At 48.3% G+C, this 19,439-nt stretch carries 15 protein-coding genes and 5 tRNA genes; 6 read left to right on the top strand and 14 right to left on the bottom strand.

The annotated features are described in order from the left end of the window. Positions 1-9: 9 nt before the first annotated feature. The 3 genes from ACO6UY_RS19450 to ACO6UY_RS19440 form a co-directional block, all read right to left on the bottom strand. Positions 10-840 (bottom strand): ABC transporter permease, encoded by an 831-nt coding sequence (locus ACO6UY_RS19450; RefSeq protein ID WP_422450285.1) that lies wholly within the window; start codon positions 838-840, stop codon positions 10-12. Next, a complete protein-coding gene (locus ACO6UY_RS19445) occupies positions 840-1,787 on the bottom strand; it encodes an ABC transporter ATP-binding protein (protein ID WP_422450284.1) in 948 nt (315 codons plus the stop codon). Before ACO6UY_RS19445 ends, ACO6UY_RS19450 begins: the two co-directional genes overlap by 1 nt. Positions 1,788-1,916: 129 nt before the next feature. Next, complete coding sequence (locus ACO6UY_RS19440; RefSeq protein WP_422450283.1) at positions 1,917-2,828, bottom strand: TIGR01777 family oxidoreductase; 912 nt, start codon at positions 2,826-2,828, stop codon at positions 1,917-1,919. 584 nt (positions 2,829-3,412) lie between these two features. Between ACO6UY_RS19440 and ptsG the strand changes: the two genes are divergently transcribed. From ptsG to ACO6UY_RS19425, 3 genes are all read left to right on the top strand, one after another. Further along, positions 3,413-4,846 (top strand): PTS glucose transporter subunit IIBC, encoded by a 1,434-nt coding sequence (gene ptsG, locus ACO6UY_RS19435; protein ID WP_422450282.1) that lies wholly within the window; start codon positions 3,413-3,415, stop codon positions 4,844-4,846. A gap of 109 nt (positions 4,847-4,955) precedes the next feature. Next, a complete protein-coding gene (locus ACO6UY_RS19430) occupies positions 4,956-5,627 on the top strand; it encodes a hypothetical protein (protein ID WP_422490924.1) in 672 nt (223 codons plus the stop codon). Between the two features lie 675 nt (positions 5,628-6,302). Further along, on the top strand, positions 6,303-6,911 hold the full coding sequence (locus ACO6UY_RS19425; protein ID WP_422450280.1) for a hypothetical protein: 609 nt from the start codon (positions 6,303-6,305) through the stop codon (positions 6,909-6,911). 105 nt (positions 6,912-7,016) lie between these two features. Here the strand turns inward: ACO6UY_RS19425 and crr are convergent, their stop codons facing one another. The 4 genes from crr to gap form a co-directional block, all read right to left on the bottom strand. Continuing rightward, complete coding sequence (gene crr / locus ACO6UY_RS19420; protein WP_422450279.1) at positions 7,017-7,523, bottom strand: PTS glucose transporter subunit IIA; 507 nt, start codon at positions 7,521-7,523, stop codon at positions 7,017-7,019. A gap of 188 nt (positions 7,524-7,711) precedes the next feature. After that, the gene (pfkA, locus tag ACO6UY_RS19415) at positions 7,712-8,692 is read right to left on the bottom strand and encodes a 6-phosphofructokinase (RefSeq protein ID WP_422450278.1); all 981 of its coding nucleotides are present in this window, start codon (positions 8,690-8,692) and stop codon (positions 7,712-7,714) included. A gap of 69 nt (positions 8,693-8,761) precedes the next feature. Then, positions 8,762-10,195: a pyruvate kinase gene (pyk, locus tag ACO6UY_RS19410; RefSeq protein ID WP_422450277.1), complete on the bottom strand. Its 1,434-nt coding sequence runs from the start codon at positions 10,193-10,195 to the stop codon at positions 8,762-8,764. A gap of 348 nt (positions 10,196-10,543) precedes the next feature. Continuing rightward, a complete protein-coding gene (gene gap / locus ACO6UY_RS19405) occupies positions 10,544-11,554 on the bottom strand; it encodes a type I glyceraldehyde-3-phosphate dehydrogenase (RefSeq protein WP_209200596.1) in 1,011 nt (336 codons plus the stop codon). Positions 11,555-12,745: 1,191 nt separating this feature from the next. Here gap and ACO6UY_RS19400 point away from each other — a divergent pair. Continuing rightward, on the top strand, positions 12,746-13,039 hold the full coding sequence (locus tag ACO6UY_RS19400) for a hypothetical protein (protein WP_422450276.1): 294 nt from the start codon (positions 12,746-12,748) through the stop codon (positions 13,037-13,039). Between the two features lie 69 nt (positions 13,040-13,108). On the opposite strand, the gene adhE is transcribed toward ACO6UY_RS19400, so the two are convergent. Both adhE and ACO6UY_RS19390 read right to left on the bottom strand, forming a co-directional pair. Beyond that, positions 13,109-15,724 carry a bifunctional acetaldehyde-CoA/alcohol dehydrogenase gene (gene adhE, locus ACO6UY_RS19395; protein WP_422450275.1) on the bottom strand — a complete coding sequence of 872 codons (2,616 nt, stop codon included), beginning with the start codon at positions 15,722-15,724 and terminating at the stop codon, positions 13,109-13,111. Positions 15,725-15,772: 48 nt separating this feature from the next. Continuing rightward, complete coding sequence (locus ACO6UY_RS19390) at positions 15,773-15,985, bottom strand: hypothetical protein (protein ID WP_422450274.1); 213 nt, start codon at positions 15,983-15,985, stop codon at positions 15,773-15,775. Between the two features lie 746 nt (positions 15,986-16,731). Here ACO6UY_RS19390 and fbaA point away from each other — a divergent pair. Then, positions 16,732-17,805 carry a class II fructose-bisphosphate aldolase gene (gene fbaA / locus ACO6UY_RS19385; protein ID WP_422450273.1) on the top strand — a complete coding sequence of 358 codons (1,074 nt, stop codon included), beginning with the start codon at positions 16,732-16,734 and terminating at the stop codon, positions 17,803-17,805. Positions 17,806-18,192: 387 nt separating this feature from the next. Continuing rightward, positions 18,193-18,414, top strand: coding sequence for a hypothetical protein (locus ACO6UY_RS19380; RefSeq protein ID WP_422490923.1), 222 nt, complete (start codon positions 18,193-18,195; stop codon positions 18,412-18,414). Positions 18,415-18,670: 256 nt separating this feature from the next. On the opposite strand, the gene ACO6UY_RS19375 is transcribed toward ACO6UY_RS19380, so the two are convergent. The 5 genes from ACO6UY_RS19375 to ACO6UY_RS19355 all read right to left on the bottom strand — a co-directional run bounded on the left by ACO6UY_RS19375 (position 18,671) and on the right by ACO6UY_RS19355 (position 19,361). Continuing rightward, positions 18,671-18,746, bottom strand: a tRNA-Glu gene (locus tag ACO6UY_RS19375). A 142-nt stretch (positions 18,747-18,888) separates the two neighbouring features. Then, positions 18,889-18,964: transfer RNA gene (locus ACO6UY_RS19370), tRNA-Ala, on the bottom strand. Positions 18,965-19,022: 58 nt separating this feature from the next. Continuing rightward, a tRNA-Glu gene (locus ACO6UY_RS19365) sits at positions 19,023-19,098 on the bottom strand. A gap of 48 nt (positions 19,099-19,146) precedes the next feature. Then, a tRNA-Gly gene (locus ACO6UY_RS19360) sits at positions 19,147-19,235 on the bottom strand. A gap of 37 nt (positions 19,236-19,272) precedes the next feature. Further along, a tRNA-Gly gene (locus tag ACO6UY_RS19355) sits at positions 19,273-19,361 on the bottom strand. Positions 19,362-19,439 lie beyond the last annotated feature (78 nt).

The following is a 19,439-nucleotide window of genomic DNA, read 5'->3' as shown; positions in this document are numbered from 1 at the left end:
CAACAACCATCAACTTCTCAGACCTCGACCCGTTTTCAGCAGGTGCAAGCTGTAAGCACCCAGTAACAATATCGCCAGCAACATTACCGCAAAAGCAAAGCGGGTATCAACACCACCTGCCTCCCCCAGAAGTCCATAGCGAAAGGTATTCACCTGATAGAGAATCGGATTCAGCATAGAGACTTTCTGCCAGAATTCGGGCAGGATTTCGATGGAGTAAAAGACACCACCAAGGTAGGTCATGGGCGTCAATACAAAGGTCGGAATAATGGATACATCGTCAAACTTTCTGGCAAAAATGCCATTGATAAACCCTCCCAGGGCAAACAGGGTGGCGGTCATGACCACGGCCAGTAAAGTTGCAAACACATCATGGATATCCAGCTCAACAAAAAACAGGCCCAACCCCATGACGATAGCCCCGGTAATCACACCCCGGGCCACCCCTCCCAGCACATAACCCGCCAGAATGATCCAGTTGGGCACGGGAGATATCAGCACCTCTTCAATGCTTCGCTGAAATTTATTGCTGAAAAAACTGGAGGCCACGTTACTGAAGCTGTTGGTAATCACCGACATCATGATCAACCCGGGCAAAACGTAAGTCATATAACTGAAGCCGCTCATGGTACCAATGCGCGAACCAATCACCGCCCCGAAAATAACAAAATAGAGCACCATGGAAATCGCCGGTGGTAACAGAGTTTGCGGCCAGATTCGCATAAAGCGCCGCACTTCCTTGGCAAAGATGGTGACAAAGGCAACCCAGTGATAACGAAACTCACTGTGTTGCGGCCTTTCTGGCAATCCCCGACTTCCCCCATGTTCCAGGCCTGACATCACGCTTCGCCTCCCGTTGCGCTTTCACCTTTCAGGGCACCTTTGGTCATATTGACAAAAAGCTCTTCCAGTCGGTTGTTTTTATTTCGCATGCTGGCGACTTCTATTTTAAGTTCACTCAGCTGCCGGAACAGATCGTTCACGCCTGTATTCTTATCCACTTCAACTTCCAGGGAGTTGTTGTCAATTTTGTTCACCTTATAGCCTGAAAACACCGGTATCTGTTCAATAGGCTGGCGCAAATCCAGGACAAAACTTTCCTTCTGCAACAGGCTGAGCAGCCGTTTCATGCTGGTGTTTTCCACGATTTCCCCTTGATCGATGATGGCAATATTACGACAGAGTTGCTCCGCCTCTTCCAGATAGTGGGTAGTCAGAATAATCGTAGTGCCCTGGTCGTTGATCTCTTTGATAAACTCCCACAGACTTCTACGCAGCTCTATATCCACGCCTGCGGTGGGTTCATCAAGAATCAGTAATTCAGGTTCATGGATCAACGCCCTGGCAATCATCAAACGTCGCTTCATACCGCCCGACAGCATTCGGGACTGGGTAAAGCGTTTATCCCACAAGCCGAGTTTTTTCAGGTAGTGCTCAATACGGGGTCTGGCCTGCCTGGCAGAAAGGCCATAATAGCCAGCCTGACTGACCAGGATGTCTTCAACTTTTTCAAACTGGTTAAAATTAAATTCCTGGGGCACTACCCCCAGGGAACGCTTGGCCCGAACCAGGTCACGCTCAATGTCATGGCCGAAGACAGAGACACTCCCGGCAGACTTTCGGACCATTGATGAAATCACGCCGATGGTGGTTGATTTACCGGCACCATTGGGACCCAGCAAGGCAAAAAAGTCGCCTTTCTCGACCTCCAGGTCAACCCCTTTCAGAGCAACAAACCCGCCGTCGTATACTTTTTTTAAATTCTTGATGGCCAATGCCTGAGTCATGGTTCTCAGCCTTGAGATATCTATAATCAGTTATGAAATCTTATAATAAAAAAATCTTTGAGACCGTTAATTTATTTACACGGTCTGCAATGATCAGGATAAGAAACGCCCCCGGCCAGTGAGGAGCGTTTATCGCAGGTAAGCAAGCAGTGATGCCAAAGCCTTTCTGGCATTGGGGTAAGCGAAGGTAAAGCCTGCTTCCTGAAGTCGCCTGGGCGTCACCGCCTGCCCTTCCGTTAGCAACTGTGCAGACTCTCCAAGCATCAACGCAAGAACACTTTCTGGCGTGGTCAAGATGGCCGGTCGGCGAACCGCACGCCCAAGCTCTTTGGCAAATGCCTTGTTGGTCAGAATCTCCGGGGAAACGGCATTAAAAACCCCTTTTGTTTCCGGATGGTTTACCAGATAGAGCAATGCATTGAGCATATCGTCCATATGGATCCAGGACATGATCTGTCGGCCATTGCCAATTGGCCCCCCCAGCCCCAGACGGAAAACAGGTAGCATCTTCTGCAACGCTCCGCCACTGGGGTGCAACACCACACCGATTCTGACGATACAGGTGCGAACCCCCAACGTCTCAACGCGCCTGGCCACCTGTTCCCAGCGATCACAAAGGGTTGCCGCGAAGTCACTGCCCACTTCTGCGGACTCATCCAGCTCCTCGCCGGGACGGGAGAAGCCATAATATCCGATTGCAGAAGCACTGATGAAACAGCCCGGTTTATTTTCCATCCGCTCAATCAGGTCCACCAGCTCTGACGTTACCCCAATACGGCTATCCAGCAGGGTCTTTTTGCGAGCCTGGCTCCATCTTTTATCGAGAATGCCCTCCCCGGCGAGATTAATCACCGCATCAAAATACGAGGCTGGATTAACAGCGGATAGCGAGGAAACAGGCTTTACCCGGGTAGAGAGTTGCAGACGAACTTCTTTAGCCGGTTGACGACTCAACACGACCACCTGATGCCCTTCATTAAGCAGACGATGAACCAGTCGGCGCCCAATAAACCCGGTACCACCGGTAATCAGATATTGCATGAATCCATCAGCTCCATTGCTCAGCCCCAATCTGACTTATTGCCAACAGGGGCAGGGAAACTACATTTGATTAATAATACTCACATCCGTTAATAATCGTAACATTTTCTGGAAAGATAAAAAAAAGCCCAGGTCCCCTCAAACCTGAGCTTTATTGACTGCCACCCTGATGCTCCCGCTTCTATTCTAATTTCCATGCTGTGGTGTTGACTACCCAGACCCGGAGCAGGGCATTTCTTGTTGTTTGACCTGCTCTCGTTGATCCAGTGCACGCTTTGAATTATACGTAAAAGCCGCACGCGATCACTTGATCCAGATCAAGTTATTTCGAGATATACCTACCCGTCTGTTAATAGCTTCATCTACGAACCAACAGAATCTGACAAGCTCCTTAGTAAAGCATCCAGTTGGTCTATTCTTATGGACTATTGTTTTTCTCCTCCAACACTAACCGAGACTGACTCAATCTGATTGCAGCAGGGTATCTGTACTCCGTCGCCATTTATAACGGGCAGGTGTTGCAGTTGACCGGTTACTATCCAAGAAGCGGTCTGACCGGTTAATCCCTTTCCGGAGCCACCCTCATGATCAAAAGTACTTTCGGTACGCTGCAAAAAATTGGTAAAGCATTAATGCTGCCAGTTGCCGTACTGCCTGTAGCCGGGATTCTTCTGGGCGTGGGCAGTGCAGGGTTTTCGTTCATACCGGACCTGATTTCCAGCATTATGGCCCATGCCGGCGGTGCCGTATTCAGCAATCTGCCGCTGATTTTTGCCATTGGTACGGCCATAGGGCTGGCGGGAAACGACGGTGTTTCTTCAGTAGCTGCTGTCGTTGGCTTTGTCATTATGCTCGGCACCATGGGTATCATGGCCAATCAACTGGGCTTTGAACCCTCATCGGTGATGGGCATTAGTACCATTGATACCGGCGTCTTTGGTGGCATCATTGTCGGGATACTGGCTTCAGTGATGTTTAACCGATACTACAAAATTCAGTTACCGGAGTATCTTGGTTTCTTTGCCGGTAAACGGTTTGTCCCCATTGCTACCGGCATTGGTGCCATTTTCCTTGGTATTCTGCTGAGCTTTATCTGGCCTCCAGTCCAATCCGTTATCAATAACTTTTCCCATTGGTCAGTGAATGAAAACCCGGAGGCGGCAGGGTTTGTTTACGGTTTTGTCGAAAGGCTACTCATCCCTTTTGGCCTGCACCACATCTGGAACGTGCCTTTCCATATGGAAATGGGTGAATTTATTGACGAGTCCGGTACGGTATTTAATGGCGATATTGCCCGCTTCTTTGCCGGAGACCCAACCGCCGGTTTTCTGGCCGGCGGCTATCTGTTCAAAATGTTTGGTTTGCCTGCTGCTGCCATTGCCATGTGGCATTGTGCAAAACCGGAAAACAGGGCAAAAGCTGGCGGTATCATGATCTCTGCAGCACTGACCTCGTTACTGACAGGCATCACAGAGCCCATTGAATTTTCTTTCCTGTTTGTTGCTCCGCTGCTCTATGGTATGCACGCGTTGCTGGCTGGCATGGCTTACACCATCACCAACTATCTGAACATCAAGATGGCCATGTCCTTTTCCAATGGCCTGATCGACTATGTGCTCTATTTCGGCATTGCCACCAAACCTGTCTGGATCATTATTCTCGGGGCACTCTATGCCGTTCTTTACTATGTTATTTTCCGGGTATTGATTCTGGCACTTAACTTGAAAACGCCCGGGCGCGAAGATGAAAGTGACAGCGAAGTCAATGTCGGGCCATCCAGCGAGCTGGCCGTTAACCTGATTAATGCGTTTGGCGGTCAAGGCAATATTAAACACCTGGATGCCTGCATTACCCGCCTTAGAGTCACCGTTAACAATACAGAAAATGCCGATATTGACCGGATAAAACAACTGGGCGCAACCGCAGTTGTGGTAGTTGGCCATAATATGCAGGCGATCTTCGGGCCCAAGTCCTGCAATATCCGTACCGAAATGCAGGAGGCAATGAAAACCATGTGATAAGGGAATCACGCCAGAAGCATCCTGGCCTCAGGACTTCTGGCGGTGCTTATGAATGACAGGAATCAGCCGATAGAAAAATTTTCATAATTATCGCGGAGATAAGCGCATGCATGGAGTAGGAGGCACTCAGCAGCTCGCCAATCTGGCACCAGCAAACGACAGCAATGCCCAGACTGACAAAGGCTTTTTTGGCCAGCTCAAAGTCACCGTCATTAAAGGCGTAAGAAATATTCTCTCTGCAAATTACCCATCAATCCCCGACAACGCCAAGCTTGCTTCACGAAATATCACCGTGCTCGCCTCCGCCCTGCAACCCTTGTTTAATGAGAGGGATAACGACGGAGCCAAAGACATCAGCCAGGATTTTGAGCAGGCTTTGAAAAAGGCAAGTAATAACCCAAAGTCCATGAAACTCTTTTCTCAAATCAACCAGGAATTGGAGAAAATACAACAGTTACAAGAAGAACTGTCAGAGCTTTATAGCACTAACGACAGGCTTCTGAGGATTCCCGGGGCAGTCAATGGCCCGCGACACACGGAAGTCAAGGCACAGATCACTGAATGTCAAAATGTCATGGCTGGTGCCAAACAAAAGGGTACCCGTGCCCAGCAAAAATTCAATAAAACGGTGGGCCCTCAACTGAAAATTGATATTGACGCATTACAGGTGCCGGAGGAAAAACGCTCGCCTGAATCTGCTAAAGACTTAGCCAAGTTTGAAAAAATGAAAACTGATCTACTTAAGCGCCAGGAGCCTGTCGGACTTAAGCGTCCGTAGCGAGGATTGCGAGAAACTGAAGATAAAAAGTCGGAAATTTTTAGTGAATAGTGGCTCTATTTGCTAAAAATTTCTGACTTTTTAGGCCAATTTGCTGCCACCGCACAACTGCATGGATGCAGGAGCTAGGGCAACGCAGGAGCAGTTGCCGCGTAGGGCAGTCTATTCTCGGTCAGCCTCCTAGCAAACACGGGATTCGAAACATCCTTTATGGGAACATTCATTCCGTCAAAGATACCTTCTGGCTTGCACTCATTCATTAGCCATACAAGCCGACAAATAGACTATATTTCACTATCTTCTTAATTGTGCTGGGGAGACACTGCGATGCATGGAGTCGGCGGCGGCCATCAACCTGTCAACCTGACACCGACAATCAACGACGTTAAAACTCCGGAAACCAATAAATCAGAGGGAGACTTTCGCGGGTTTAAGGTCACAACAACAAATACATTCAAGTCATTCCTGTCATCCCTGTTATCCCGTTTTTCGTCAACACCCGAAAAAACCAGCATCCGGGACAGACACGCCCAAAAGTACAAGCCAACACAGCAACACGGCCCAACCATCAGTGACAAACCAGCAAGAGGCAAGAATGTTGAGCAGCCAGCAAAGCAGGCCAATCCAGCCACCATCAAAAGGAATTTTGACACCCTTTGCTCTACCTTGGAGCGGATGCAATCTTATAAAAATGACTTACAAAACCTGACACGCGGTACGGAAGAATTCCGAGTGTGCAGTCTTGAAGTTCAGCTGGTTAAAGCAGACTATAAAGCGGCGGTCAAAAGCTTCAATAAATCCGTCAGTGCGGATAAACAAATTGACGCATCAGACCTTGAGATGGCAATGGCAAATAAACACTCGCCAGAATTTGCTGAAGACGCAGCGAAATATAAACAAATGAAAATCCCTGCATTTATGTCAAGCACGGAGAGAAAAGAGAGTGTTGAGCAGCCAATAGATCTGGCCCTCAAAAATCCAGACACTGAGAAAAAATTCACCAACCTTTGCGATACCCTGAAACAGATGCAAAAGTGTAAAAATGAGTTACAGGACCTGAGTCATAGAAGTAATACTCACATAGCGTTTGAATCTGACCTTAATGTGGCTAAAGCAAACTTTAAACAGGCAGTAGAAAGCTTCAACAGTGTCGTTGGTGATGATCTGAAAGTTGACGCTTTCGACCTTGAGATGGCAATGGCTAATAAGGACGCACCAGAATTTGCTGAAAACATAGCCAGGTTTCAACAAATGAAAATCCCTTCATTTATGCCAAAAAACTGACTTTGTCGTGTTTCTGCGCGACACTTTTCCTGCCTGAACGGTTTTTGTATAAGCGGACTTTTGTCAATGGCCAAACCAGTCTGGCTGGCCATCATTGAAAGCGACTCACTTCATATATACAGTCAACAGCGTATCAATCCCAGCCTGCACATTCCCTGTGGACTTCTCCAGATGACTGACATCATCCATATTGGAGATCACAATGGGCGTTACCACACTTCTCGCCTTTTCCTTCAGCAAAGTAAGATCCACTTCAACCACAGGATCACCCGCTTTAATCCGCTGCCCTTCTGTCGCTATCCGTTTAAAGCCCTCCCCTTTCAGCTCCACGGTGTCAATGCCAAAATGGACAAACAGCTCAACGCCCGAGGGGGTTTCCATACTGAAAGCATGATTGGTTTCAAAAATCTTGCCAATCACACCATCACAGGGCGCGACCATAATATGCCCGGTTGGACCAATGGCCAGACCATCTCCCACCACCTTGTCGGCAAACACCGGATCCGGAACGTCCTCTATGGGAACAATCTTACCCGTCAAAGGTGCCTTCAGGACTGTTCCCTCATTCGAGCCAAAGCCCAGACTTTTTTTGAGAGAGTCAAAGATAGCCATAACTGTTACCTGCGGCTGTTACAACAATCTTCTGTGAAGCTTGCTCGTGGCATGAGATCGCTTCACAGATGCGGGACCGGCTGATACCGGCTGGGAGGAAAGCAAAAAGCCTCTTGTTCAGAGGCTTTTCCGACTTAAAGAACTTTAGTCATCTGCTGATCAGCATTCAACCATTGGACACCAGAGAATCAAACCGAAACGATTTCAGCCACTTTCATCAGGTGATTGTCAATCTGGTTGTGCTTACTGATTGCTCTTTCCAGCGGGGTTTTCACCACCTGCTGGTCACGAACGCCGACCATAATACCACTGTCGCCATTGCGCAGCGCTTCTACAGCAGCAACACCAAGACGACTGGCCAGAACACGGTCAAAGCAGGTAGGCTTGCCACCACGCTGGATATGCCCCAGCACGGTAACCTTCACTTCATATTCAGGAAAGTTTTCTTCCACAGCGCGGGACAGTTCAAAAACACCGCCACTGCGATCACCTTCAGCAACCACAATAATGCTGGAGGTTTTGCCCGCACGGCCACTCTTCTGCAAAGATTCCATGAACACTTCAACCGTCTTTTCCTGCTCAGGAATCAGGATATCCTCTGCACCGGAAGCAATACCCGTGTTCAGAGCAATAAAGCCGGCATCACGGCCCATCACTTCAATGAAGAACAGGCGGTTGTGAGAAGTTGCAGTATCACGAATCTTATCGATGGCTTCGACAACGGTATTCAGGGCTGTGTCATAACCGATGGTGAAGTCTGTCCCGTAAATGTCATTATCGATGGTACCGGGAACGCCAATACAGGGCAGACCATGCTCTTCTTCCAGCAGCATGGCACCGGTGAATGAACCATCACCACCGATCACCACCAAACCATCCAGCTCAGCAGCCCGGGCATTTTCGTAAGCCTTTACACGGCCTTCTTTGGTGCGGAACTCCTGACAGCGGGCTGATTTCAGGAAGGTCCCCCCCTGATTAATGATATTGGCAACCGTCCGGGCATCCGCCACTTCCATACGGTTTTCAATCAACCCTTTGTAGCCTTCCTGAATCACTACGGGAACAATACCGTAGTAAATGCAGGCACGAACAGCGGCACGGATGGCCGCATTCATACCGGGAGCGTCGCCCCCGGAAGTCAAAACTCCGACTCTCTTTAATTCGGTCATGCCAGGCTCTTCTCCTTCCAAGTGCCTAACTGCTGGTAAAGCAATTAGAAATAAATAGGTTCTGTTGACTCAGCTTACGCTGATAATCTGCATGGTGTTGGTACCACCTTCGATTTCCTGACTTTCGCCTTTGGTCAGAATAATCTTGTCGCCTGCTTCCAAAAGACCAAGCTCTTTGAGGACATTAATTGCACGTCCATTGACTTCCGGGCCGTACTCAGTACCACTGTCAAAAGCCACCGCTTCCACGCCACGATACAGGGCAACCCGGCGCTCGGTAGTCTGGTAACGCGTCAGGGCAAAAATAGGAAGGCGGGTATTGATTCTGGACATCCACAGCGGTGTGGCACCACTTTTCGTCAGACAGACGATGGCCTTAATGTCACTCTGATGGTTAGCTGCAAACAGGGTTGCCTGAGCGATGGCCTCATCAATATTGGTAAACTGACCAATGCGGCGCTCCGTCATGTACTCAACGGACTGTTTTTCAGCACCGAGACAAATGCGACTCATGGCCTTGACCACTTCATCCGGGCGCTTACCGGTGGCGGTTTCACCGGATAACATCACGGCATCAGTGCCATCCAGTACCGCATTGGCGACGTCAAACACTTCTGCCCGGGTTGGTTGCGTGTTGTGAATCATGGACTCCATCATCTGAGTGGCGGTAATGACCGGTTTATTCAGACGACGGGCTTCACTGATCATGTGCTTCTGGGCACCAATCAGCTCAGGATCACCAATTTCGACACCCAGGTCACCACGGGCAACCATCACGGCATCGGATGCGGAAATAATTTCAGCCAGCAGGTCATGGTCGTTCACCACCTCGGCCCGCTCAATCTTGGACAGTATAGCGGCGGTTCCGCCAGCTTCATGGAGTAGACGACGGGCTTCTTCAACATCGCTGGCATGACGGACAAAAGATACTGCCAGATAGTCCACTTCCAGCTCAGCCGCCAGAAGAATGTCCTGCTTATCTTTTTCCGTTAATGCCGCCGCAGAAAGACCACCACCCTGAAGGTTAATGCCCTTGTTGTTGGACAGCTCACCGCCATTGATCGCTTTGGTCTTTATGCTCGGACCATCAATAGCCATGACTTCCAGGCTGATCCGCCCGTCATCAAGCAGCAGTATGTCACCAACCTTGCAGTCGTTTGGCAGATCTTTATAACCGAGCCCCACCTGGGTTTCATCGCCGTCATCAATGGGAAGGCTGGCATCCAGGTGAAAGGTTGCGCCATCCGGAAGGTGAATCTTGCCATTCTGGAAACGGCCAATGCGAATCTTTGGCCCCTGCAGATCACCCAGGATAGCAACCGGACGGTTCAGCCTTGCAGCAATTTCACGAATGGTTTTGGCACGGGCTTTGTGATCTTCCGGATCACCGTGGGAGAAGTTGAGGCGAACAACGTTGACGCCAGCTTCAATAAGCTTTTGCAATTGTTCTTCAGATTCTGTTGCAGGTCCCAGGGTTGCGACAATTTTTGTGCGTCTGAGCATAATAATCCTCTCGCTTGTGAACCCGCCGCTGTCGTGGGAGCCTTCAGCCTCCACCGGAGTCTACAGCAAGCGACAGGCCTTAAGTAGTTAACCAAATGAAATTTGGCCAACTACTTAATGGATTAATGATGTGCATGGCAGCCGTTCACAACCTGTACACCTCTGCTCTGCAGGACAAATGTATTGAACGGAGTGCAAACAAAAGAAGAAAGTGCCGTTAGAGTATAGGAGCCATCTTGCCCCGTAGCACTGTCTTCTCTTTGTTTACCAACAGCCAACGTATATCATTTATCGTAACCAGCACAGGCCCGTTAAACGAGCCTGTGTTGAGTTCACTGGGTGAATGCCTTACGCGTTCATCAGGGCCTTGGCCGTATCCAGCATACGGTTGGAGAAGCCCCACTCGTTGTCGTACCAGGACATAACCTTAACCAGGTTGCCCAGAACACGAGTCTGAGTAGCATCGAAGTTGGAAGAGAACGGACTGTGGTTGAAGTCCATGGAAACCAGCTCTTCGTTGTTCACAGACAGAACAGTTGCCATGGCCGGGTTGGACTTGGCAGCAATAGCAATGATTTCGTTCACTTCTTCAACGGTGGTTTCACGTGCAGCAACGAAGCTCAGGTCCACCAGAGAGACGTTGATGGTCGGTACGCGAACCGCCATGCCGTCGAACTTGCCTTTCAGTTCAGGAACAACTTCACCCACAGCAGCAGCAGCACCGGTAGCGGTTGGAATCATGTTCATGGCAGCGGCACGGGCACGGTACAGGTCAGAGTGGTATACATCGCTCAGACGCTGGTCGTTGGTGTAAGCGTGGATAGTGGTCATCAGACCCTTATCAATGCCCAGAGCATCGTTCAGAGGCTTGGCGATAGGAGCCAGACAGTTAGTGGTGCAGGATGCGTTAGAAATAACGGTCATATCTGCAGTCAGAGTGTCGTGGTTCACACCGTAAACGATGGTAGCGTCAACGTTTGAGCCAGGCGCAGAAATGATAACTTTCTTGGCACCAGCATCCAGGTGTGGCTTGCAGGAATCTTTGGAACGGAAAACACCAGTACATTCAAAGACAACGTCAACACCCAGCTCGCCCCATGGCAGCTTGGAAGGGTCACGCTCAGAGAAAGTCTTGATTTCATCACCGTTTACGAACAGAGCACCTTCGCCTTCTTCAACCTGTGCGTTGAAACGGCCATGAACGGTGTCGTACTTAGTCAGGTGAGTATTGATTTTGGTGTCACCCAGATCATTAATGGCAACAATCTGGTATTCATCGCGACGGCCAGCTTCGTAGAGTGCGCGCAGTACGTTGCGACCGATACGGCCGTAGCCATTAATAGCAATCTTGATCATGATGTCTCCAATACCGTTAATCAAAGCGGAATTACCGCCCTGCCTCTAGTAAAAAGGATTTCGTCAGCGAATGCAGCACAGTAAATACACCTATCGCAAACCCCAAACACCTAACTACAGGGTTTAACGGCAGATCACAGATTTTACCCAGTCACAGCACCACTAAAAACAAACAACAACATTGATTAGCTGTCGCATTTCGAAATCCACTCCACAGGACTTGTATCCCTGAAGCACATAAACTTACGGACAAGGGTTGACTTCTTGGTGGTACGAAGTTACAAATATGCAAAATAAAACAATACATAACACATAATTTCACACCGCTTCTCATCCGGGATCAACCGATTGTCGAAGCCACTGGTTAGCTTCATAGGTCACCAGTGTGATATAGAGTTTGATCGAAAAACCGGAATTCAGCAAAGCCGTCACAGTTTTGATTGATTCCGAATTCTTATATGTACTCCCAACGAACCACGCTATTACGCTGTCTTAGCCAGTCAGCAAGATCCGTTGTCATCATACATTCAGATCAGCACCTTTACCTAAATGGATAATGCGGACTGTAATCCCCCTAGTCAAGCCCGTTACAGGCCCACTCACCGCTACACCAATGCAAGATCCTATTTATCGACATTATCAAATATGAACATGAATCGGTGACCACAGAGTTCTAATCACAAGACTCTGACGAACTATTCAACAATAAAAAAACGACAGAAACCACCTACGTATCTGAAGAGATACGCTTAAAATATCTCAAAGCTGCCGTAACTCAGGGTTGAAAGCAAAAAAACAAAAAAAACCAATTTTAAGCAATATAATCCATTAACAAGCACACCAACAGAGACAACTGTTCCATCCCATCAAAAAACAACAACCAAAAAAACATAGTTACAAGACAGAAAGCAAGACATCAGTAAATGTATGATCCTTTCACCACCAGAAAAATGTAATTTTTTTGTAATCAGTCATTTTTAAACGCCAGGCAATCTGACTGGTTATGATTAGATTCATCAAATATTTCATTTTTTATAAATAAAAAATATAACCGCAGAAACAGGCCCAAAAAAATTAAACACTCAATAACATCACAGAACACAACAAATCGATTTTTCTGCTGATACCCAGACCCTCAACATCAAGTAAACTGGTAATATCATTCTTCTTATCGTTTATTAATATTGGTCTTTTATGAAACAGCTATTTATTGTCGGGATGCTGATTTTTTCTTCCACGATCACCGCCGAAGTGCTGAATTGCGAGCAAAAGCAATCGGTTTGTGCAGCCAAATGCAAGGCATCGAGTCTTATCAATGAGCAGGACAACAGCACTTGCAAAGCACAATGCCTGGGAGAGCGAACAGCCTGTGAACTGGAACAAGGCAAGGAGTCAGCGGGAAAACTTGCCACACAGGCAAAAGATGCAGGCCAGTCTCTGATGGACAAAATGAAAGCCTTCTGGGATGGACTAACCCACAGCCAATAACAACTACTTAAAAAAAAATGCCTCTAACCAAGCTCTGATTAGAGGCATACGACCTATTTCAGACGAAGGTTATTTGCCGTAATAAGCCTTGGTGAGCAGTGCCTCAAGCTCGGAAATCAATGGCAAACGAGGATTCGCCGTTGTGGTCTGATCTTCAAAGGCGTGGTTAGCCAGCATGCTGATTTTACTCTTGAACAGCGACTCATCCACACCAATCTCCTGAAGGGACGCAGGCATATCCAGGCGCTTCATCAAATCACGAACCGCATTGGCCAGGGATTTAACGCCCTCTTCCGGCGTCTTGGCGGGCAGGCCCAGCATTTTGGCAATCTCAGCATACTTCTCGTGGGCAATGTAATACTGATATTTCGGGAATGATGCCACCTTGGTGGGATTAGGGCAGCCGTTATACTCAATCACGTGAGGCAATAATACCGCATTGGCCTGGCCGTGAGAAATATGCAATTCATTACCCAGCTTATGGGCAATCGCATGGTTGACGCCCAGGAAGGCGTTGGCAAATGCCATGCCGGCAATACAGGACGCATTGTGCATTTTCTCGCGGGCTTTTCGGTCAGCGGTTTCATAAGACTGCGGCAGATAATCGAAGACCAGCTGAATCGCTTTCATCGCCAGAGCATCGGTGTAATCTGAAGCCATGATCGACACATAAGCTTCCATGGCGTGAGTCAGCACATCCAGGCCGGTATCTGCTGTCACTTTCTTCGGAACAGTCAGTACCAGGTTAGGATCAATAATGGCCACATCCGGAGTCAGCTCATAGTCAGCCAGTGGGTACTTGGCCCCTTTTTCCTTATCGGTAATAACAGCGAAGGACGTTACCTCAGAACCGGTACCGGAAGTGGTCGGAATCGCAACCAGCTTCGCCTTCTTACCCAGATGCGGGAACTTGTAGACGCGCTTGCGGATATCCAGGAATTTCTGGGCCATACCGGCAAAGTCAGCATCCGGCTGTTCATAGAAAAGCCACATTCCCTTGGCTGCATCAATGGGTGAACCACCGCCCAGGGCAATAATCACATCCGGATTAAACCGTGCCATTTCCCGGGCACCATTGCGGACGGTTTCCAGACTTGGATCAGGCTCAACCTGATTAAAAATTTCAACCTGAACCGGCGTTGTACGCTTTCTCAGGTGGTAAAGGATTTTATCGACATAACCCAGGGACTGAATAATCTCATCAGTAACAATAAATACACGAGAGATGTCCTGCATCTTTTCAAGGTACTGAAGAGAGTTGGCCTCGAAGTAAATCTTTCTGGGAAGCTTAAACCACTGCATGTTGACCCGGCGCTTGGCAACACGCTTGACATTGATCAGGTTTACCGCAGATACGTTGGAGGTGGTACTGTTACCACCGTAGGTACCACAACCCAGAGTCAGGGAAGGCATATTGGTGTTGTAAATATCACCAATGGCACCGTGGGTACTGGGTGAGTTGATAATGATACGACCGGCTTTCATGGCCAGAGAGAACTCATCAATCACCTGGTTATCCTGGGCATGCAACACGGCAGAGTGTCCAAGACCACCAAAATTGAGCATTTGATCCGCCAGCTCAACAGCATGATGGGTATCTTTCGCCTTAAGCACTCCCAGAACCGGAGAGAGCTTTTCCCGGGACAGCGGAAACTCAGGACCGACACCTTCAATTTCTGCAGCCAGAATACGAGTATTCCCAGGCACCTTGATACCGGCGAGTTCGGCAATATAAGACGGCTTCATACCGACAATCTTACTGTTGACATGCCCGTCATGAATGACAACTTCAGCCAGTCGACTGGTTTCCTCTGGCGTAGTGAAGTAAACATTCTGGGACTTCAGCTCTTTGACCACCGCTTTATAGACCGCCTGATGCACAATCGCGGCCTGCTCAGAAGCGCAGATCATGCCATTATCGAAGCTCTTGGACATCACCAGGTCATTACAGGCCTGCTTGATATCTGCAGACTGGTCAATAATGCAAGGTACGTTACCAGAACCTACGCCCAGGGCAGGCTTACCGGAAGAGTAGGCTGCGCGCACCATGCCGGAGCCACCGGTCGCCAGAATAACGGCGACTTCAGGGTGCGTCATCAGCTTCTGAGTCGCTTCAATGGAAGGGTACTCGACCCACAGCACACAGTCTTCAGGGGCACCGGCCGCAACCGCCGCATCGCGAACAATCCGGGCAGCTTCACTGGAACATTTCTGAGCGGAGGGGTGGAAGGCAAAAATAATCGGGTTACGGGTTTTGGTAGAAATAATGGACTTGAACATGGTGGTGGAGGTCGGGTTAGTCACCGGAGTCACCCCACACACAATGCCTACAGGCTCAGCAACCAGCATGAAATCTTCTTCGGCGTTGTCTTCAATAACGCCTACGGTCTTATCGTATTTGATGGAGTGGTAAACATATTCGGTGGCAAAGATGTTTTTGGTCACCTTATCTTCCAGGATACCACGACCGGTCTCCTCAACAGCCATTCGAGCCAACTCCATATGAGCTGCCTGACCCGCCAGAGCCATAGCCCTGGTGACCCTGTCGACATCTTCCTGAGTCAGCTTGAGAAACTTCTCCCTTGCCACCATTGCCCGCTCAATTAACGCATTAATCTGAGCATCAACATCCTGAACAACTGCATCTTTATTTACAGTTTTTCCAGCCTGCTTTTTTCCGGCCATGATTATCGCCCTCTATCTAGTAGTTAACCAAGATAACCTTTAAAAAAACTATCTATTATTCCGAGGCTGTTTTTTTATATCTTTGCCCAGAATAGAAATGCTGTTTAATAAGCTGGCAATCATCAGGTCTCCGTCTTCTATTTCAACCTCCTCAAGATAGTGCATCCTGAGTATTAATGCCTGACCATTGCCATTTATTGGTAAACTCTCAACTTCGATAAAATTGCCTGCGTTAGGCTTTGCAAGTTCATTGGGTATCACAAAATTTTTATTCCAAATAATTATTTAAAAATATTTTTTATTTGACTTAAGGTATATATCGCTCTCTGTCTTCAGCATTACAACACAAGAAAACCTCAAAAAAACTGATTCAAATCAAAAAACCACTATTGATTTTTTTTGCCAAAAGAGGACCAAAATAGATCAACAGCATTCATACATTGACATGCTTTTTTCCAGACTAAATCTTCGGAAAAACTGTTAAAAAACGGCCTTCTCAATAAAAACCAATAAACTGAAACAACACTTTCAAAATCCGGCCACTGAAAAAAACACAACCACATTGAAAAAAACAGAAACAGACAACAATAAACAACAGTTATAAAATCCCCCCGCCATAGTTTTTTATTAATCAGGAAAAAAGGCTTTACCTGTTGTAACCTTTCCGTATCATTAGCAAGGATTTGAAGTGTCTAATCCGGAATTTCTCAGCCCTGATGACAAAATGCCGAACGATTCGGTTATGTCGCTAAGTAGTTGGCCAAATGGAATCGTATATTTCTGGCTAAGTGGGCAGTTGCTATGCAAGGCGCAACGTAGGGAGCATAGCCGTAGCTATGTGACCGGAGTTGCAACGCCGCAGAGTGACTGACAACTTAGTCAGAAATATATGATTTCATTTGGTTAACTACATATGTTCAGGTAGCCGCAAGAATAGAAGTCCTGACCAGACACGGTACTCAAACTGAAACACACTGTTAACCCCTGATCGAGGAAGAATCAGCCACATGTCCCAAAAAATCCTGGACCTGGTAAAGCCAGGCGTAGTTACCGGCGATGACGTTCAGAAAATCTTTGAAGCTGCCAAGGCCGGTGAGTTTGCGCTGCCAGCAGTGAACGTTGTTGGTACCGATTCAATCAACGCAGTTCTTGAAGCTGCGGCAAAAGTGAAGTCTCCTGTTATCATTCAGTTCTCCAACGGTGGTGCGTCCTTCTTCTCAGGTAAAGGCCTGAAGACTGACCCTGCCGGTGCCCTGGGTGCCATTGCCGGTGCAAAATACGTCCACGCAGTTGCTGAAGCTTACGGCATCCCTGTAATCCTTCACACTGACCACGCCGCACGCAAACTGCTGCCATGGATCGATGCTCTGCTGACTGCGGGTGAAGAGTTTTACGAGCAGCACGGCAAGCCACTGTTCTCTTCGCACATGATCGACCTGTCTGAAGAGTCTCTGGAAGAAAACATTGCCACCTGCGCCGAATACCTGACGCGTATGGCCAAGATGGACATGACACTGGAGTTCGAACTGGGCTGCACTGGCGGTGAAGAAGACGGCGTTGACAACTCTCACATGGACAGCTCCATGCTGTACACCCAGCCAGAAGACGTAGCCTACGCTTACGAAATTCTGAGCAAGATCAGTCACCGCTTCACCATCGCCGCTTCTTTCGGCAACGTTCACGGCGTATACAAGCCAGGTAACGTTCAGCTGACACCGAAGATTCTCGACAACTCCCAGAAGTACTGCTCTGAGAAGTTCGGCCTTCCGGCCAAGTCACTGAACTTCGTATTCCACGGCGGCTCCGGCTCTACCCTGGAAGAGATCCGTGAATCCGTCTCTTACGGCGTAGTAAAGATGAACATCGACACAGACACCCAATGGGCGTGCTGGGAAGGCGTTCTGAACTACTACAAGAAGAACGAAGCTTACCTGCAGGGCCAGCTGGGCAACCCTGAAGGTGCCGACAAGCCAAACAAGAAGTTCTACGACCCACGGGTTTGGCTGCGAGCTGGCCAGGAGTCCATGATCTCCCGTCTTGAGCAAGCCCATAATGACCTGAGCAGTATCGACGTGCTGTAATCAGAGCTAGGAGCCTGTCCGAGAATAGCGCCCGTAGCGAGGATGGCAGAAAATTGAGGATAAAAAGTCGGAAATTTTTAGTGAATAGCGGTTCTATTTACTAAAAATTTCCGACTTTTTAGACCAATTTGCTGCCACCGCACGACTGCATGGATGCAGGAGCTAGAGCAACGCAGGAGCAGTTGCCGGTAGGGCAGTCTATTCTCGGACAGGCTCCTAGGCACCGGCCTTTGCCGGTGTCTATCCCCCTTCGCCAGAACCTCTCAAGCCAACCCCCCCCCCTCTCAAAACATCAAAAGCAGCGAAATCCCCCGTTTCTTCTAAACTCTTTAGTACTTTTGACGATAAATCCACACAACTCTAAACAAAAAAGAATGGGGGAAGACCATGCCCAGACAGAAAGCACAACCCAAAAGCACCACCACAAAAAATAAGCAGCAAGCCAAATCATCCAATGATGAATGGGTCGGGCTCAGCTTCCGAGTATCCCCTGAGTTTTCCAGGGAATTTAAGGTGTATGCGGCCAAGAATGACTTTAAGCTGGTTGATTTACTGAAAGAAGGCTTTAAAGCTCTGAAAAAGCAGAGACGTCAGTCCCAAGCTCGTTAAGGCTCATTTTAGCCAGAAACCAATCCGAAATCACAGTATGACTGAGGATTGATGGGTAAAGGGAAATAAGGAAGTTCACGCAAAAAAAATCAGCCATCAGGCTGATTTTTTTTAATTGGATGTTTAAACGAGGCTGACTCTTGTGACAAGTAAGTTTTACCTCAACGCTGGCAAGCGCTGTATTCTGCTAACTGAGCTATTCAGTCTGCGAGGTGATTTTAAGATTTTTCAGCCCTGACTCTCTGAAAGAGATAAGTGGCGTCCCCTAGGGGACTCGAACCCCTGTTACCGCCGTGAAAGGGCGGTGTCCTAGGCCACTAGACGAAGGGGACGCAAAACCTTCTGACTTAAATGATGCAATCACCACTTAAGCTCTAGATTTGAAACAAAGCATGCAATAACTCTTTTCACAAAAAAGTGTGACACCACTCTGAATAGAGTGGTCTAACAACAGAGTAATTACCGCAATAGAAATGGTGGAGCTAAGCGGGATCGAACCGCTGACCTCAACACTGCCAGTGTTGCGCTCTCCCAGCTGAGCTATAGCCCCATATCAACCTGTCGCATTATGCCATTCTGGATAGCAAATACAACATTTCGATAATAAGTGGCGTCCCCTAGGGGACTCGAACCCCTGTTACCGCCGTGAAAGGGCGGTGTCCTAGGCCACTAGACGAAGGGGACGCAATCCTTCTGACTTAAATGACACAATCATCACTCAAGCTCTAGATTTGGAGCGGGAAACGAGGTTCGCTCTTGTCACAAGAAAGTGCGATCTCAACCTTGGCAAGGTTGCGCTCTACCAACTGAGCTATTCCCGCAGTGAAACCTTTTAAAGACAGCTTTCAGGTCTGAATCTGGAGCGGGAAACGAGGTTCGCTCTTGTCACAAGAAAGTGCGACCTCAACCTTGGCAAGGTTGCGCTCTACCAACCGAGCTATTCCCGCAGTGAAACCTTTTAAAGACAGCTTCCGGTCTGAATCTGGAGCGGGAAACGAGGTTCGAACTCGCGACCTCAACCTTGG

Origin of the sequence: Endozoicomonas sp. ALE010, from assembly GCF_049310165.1 — a bacterium.
Lineage (GTDB): Bacteria > Pseudomonadota > Gammaproteobacteria > Pseudomonadales > Endozoicomonadaceae > Endozoicomonas.
This window is presented reverse-complemented; position numbering and strand designations above follow the sequence as displayed.

Coding starts and splice junctions, on each gene's coding strand:
- ACO6UY_RS19450 (WP_422450285.1), bottom strand. CDS start 840: ATGTCAGGCCTGGAACATGGGGGAAGTCGGGGATTGCCAGAAAGGCCG.
- ACO6UY_RS19445 (WP_422450284.1), bottom strand. CDS start 1,787: ATGACTCAGGCATTGGCCATCAAGAATTTAAAAAAAGTATACGACGGC.
- ACO6UY_RS19440 (WP_422450283.1), bottom strand. CDS start 2,828: ATGCAATATCTGATTACCGGTGGTACCGGGTTTATTGGGCGCCGACTG.
- ptsG (WP_422450282.1), top strand. CDS start 3,413: ATGATCAAAAGTACTTTCGGTACGCTGCAAAAAATTGGTAAAGCATTA.
- ACO6UY_RS19430 (WP_422490924.1), top strand. CDS start 4,956: ATGCATGGAGTAGGAGGCACTCAGCAGCTCGCCAATCTGGCACCAGCA.
- ACO6UY_RS19425 (WP_422450280.1), top strand. CDS start 6,303: ATGCAATCTTATAAAAATGACTTACAAAACCTGACACGCGGTACGGAA.
- crr (WP_422450279.1), bottom strand. CDS start 7,523: ATGGCTATCTTTGACTCTCTCAAAAAAAGTCTGGGCTTTGGCTCGAAT.
- pfkA (WP_422450278.1), bottom strand. CDS start 8,692: ATGACCGAATTAAAGAGAGTCGGAGTTTTGACTTCCGGGGGCGACGCT.
- pyk (WP_422450277.1), bottom strand. CDS start 10,195: ATGCTCAGACGCACAAAAATTGTCGCAACCCTGGGACCTGCAACAGAA.
- ACO6UY_RS19400 (WP_422450276.1), top strand. CDS start 12,746: ATGAAACAGCTATTTATTGTCGGGATGCTGATTTTTTCTTCCACGATC.
- adhE (WP_422450275.1), bottom strand. CDS start 15,724: ATGGCCGGAAAAAAGCAGGCTGGAAAAACTGTAAATAAAGATGCAGTT.
- fbaA (WP_422450273.1), top strand. CDS start 16,732: ATGTCCCAAAAAATCCTGGACCTGGTAAAGCCAGGCGTAGTTACCGGC.
- ACO6UY_RS19380 (WP_422490923.1), top strand. CDS start 18,193: ATGCCCAGACAGAAAGCACAACCCAAAAGCACCACCACAAAAAATAAG.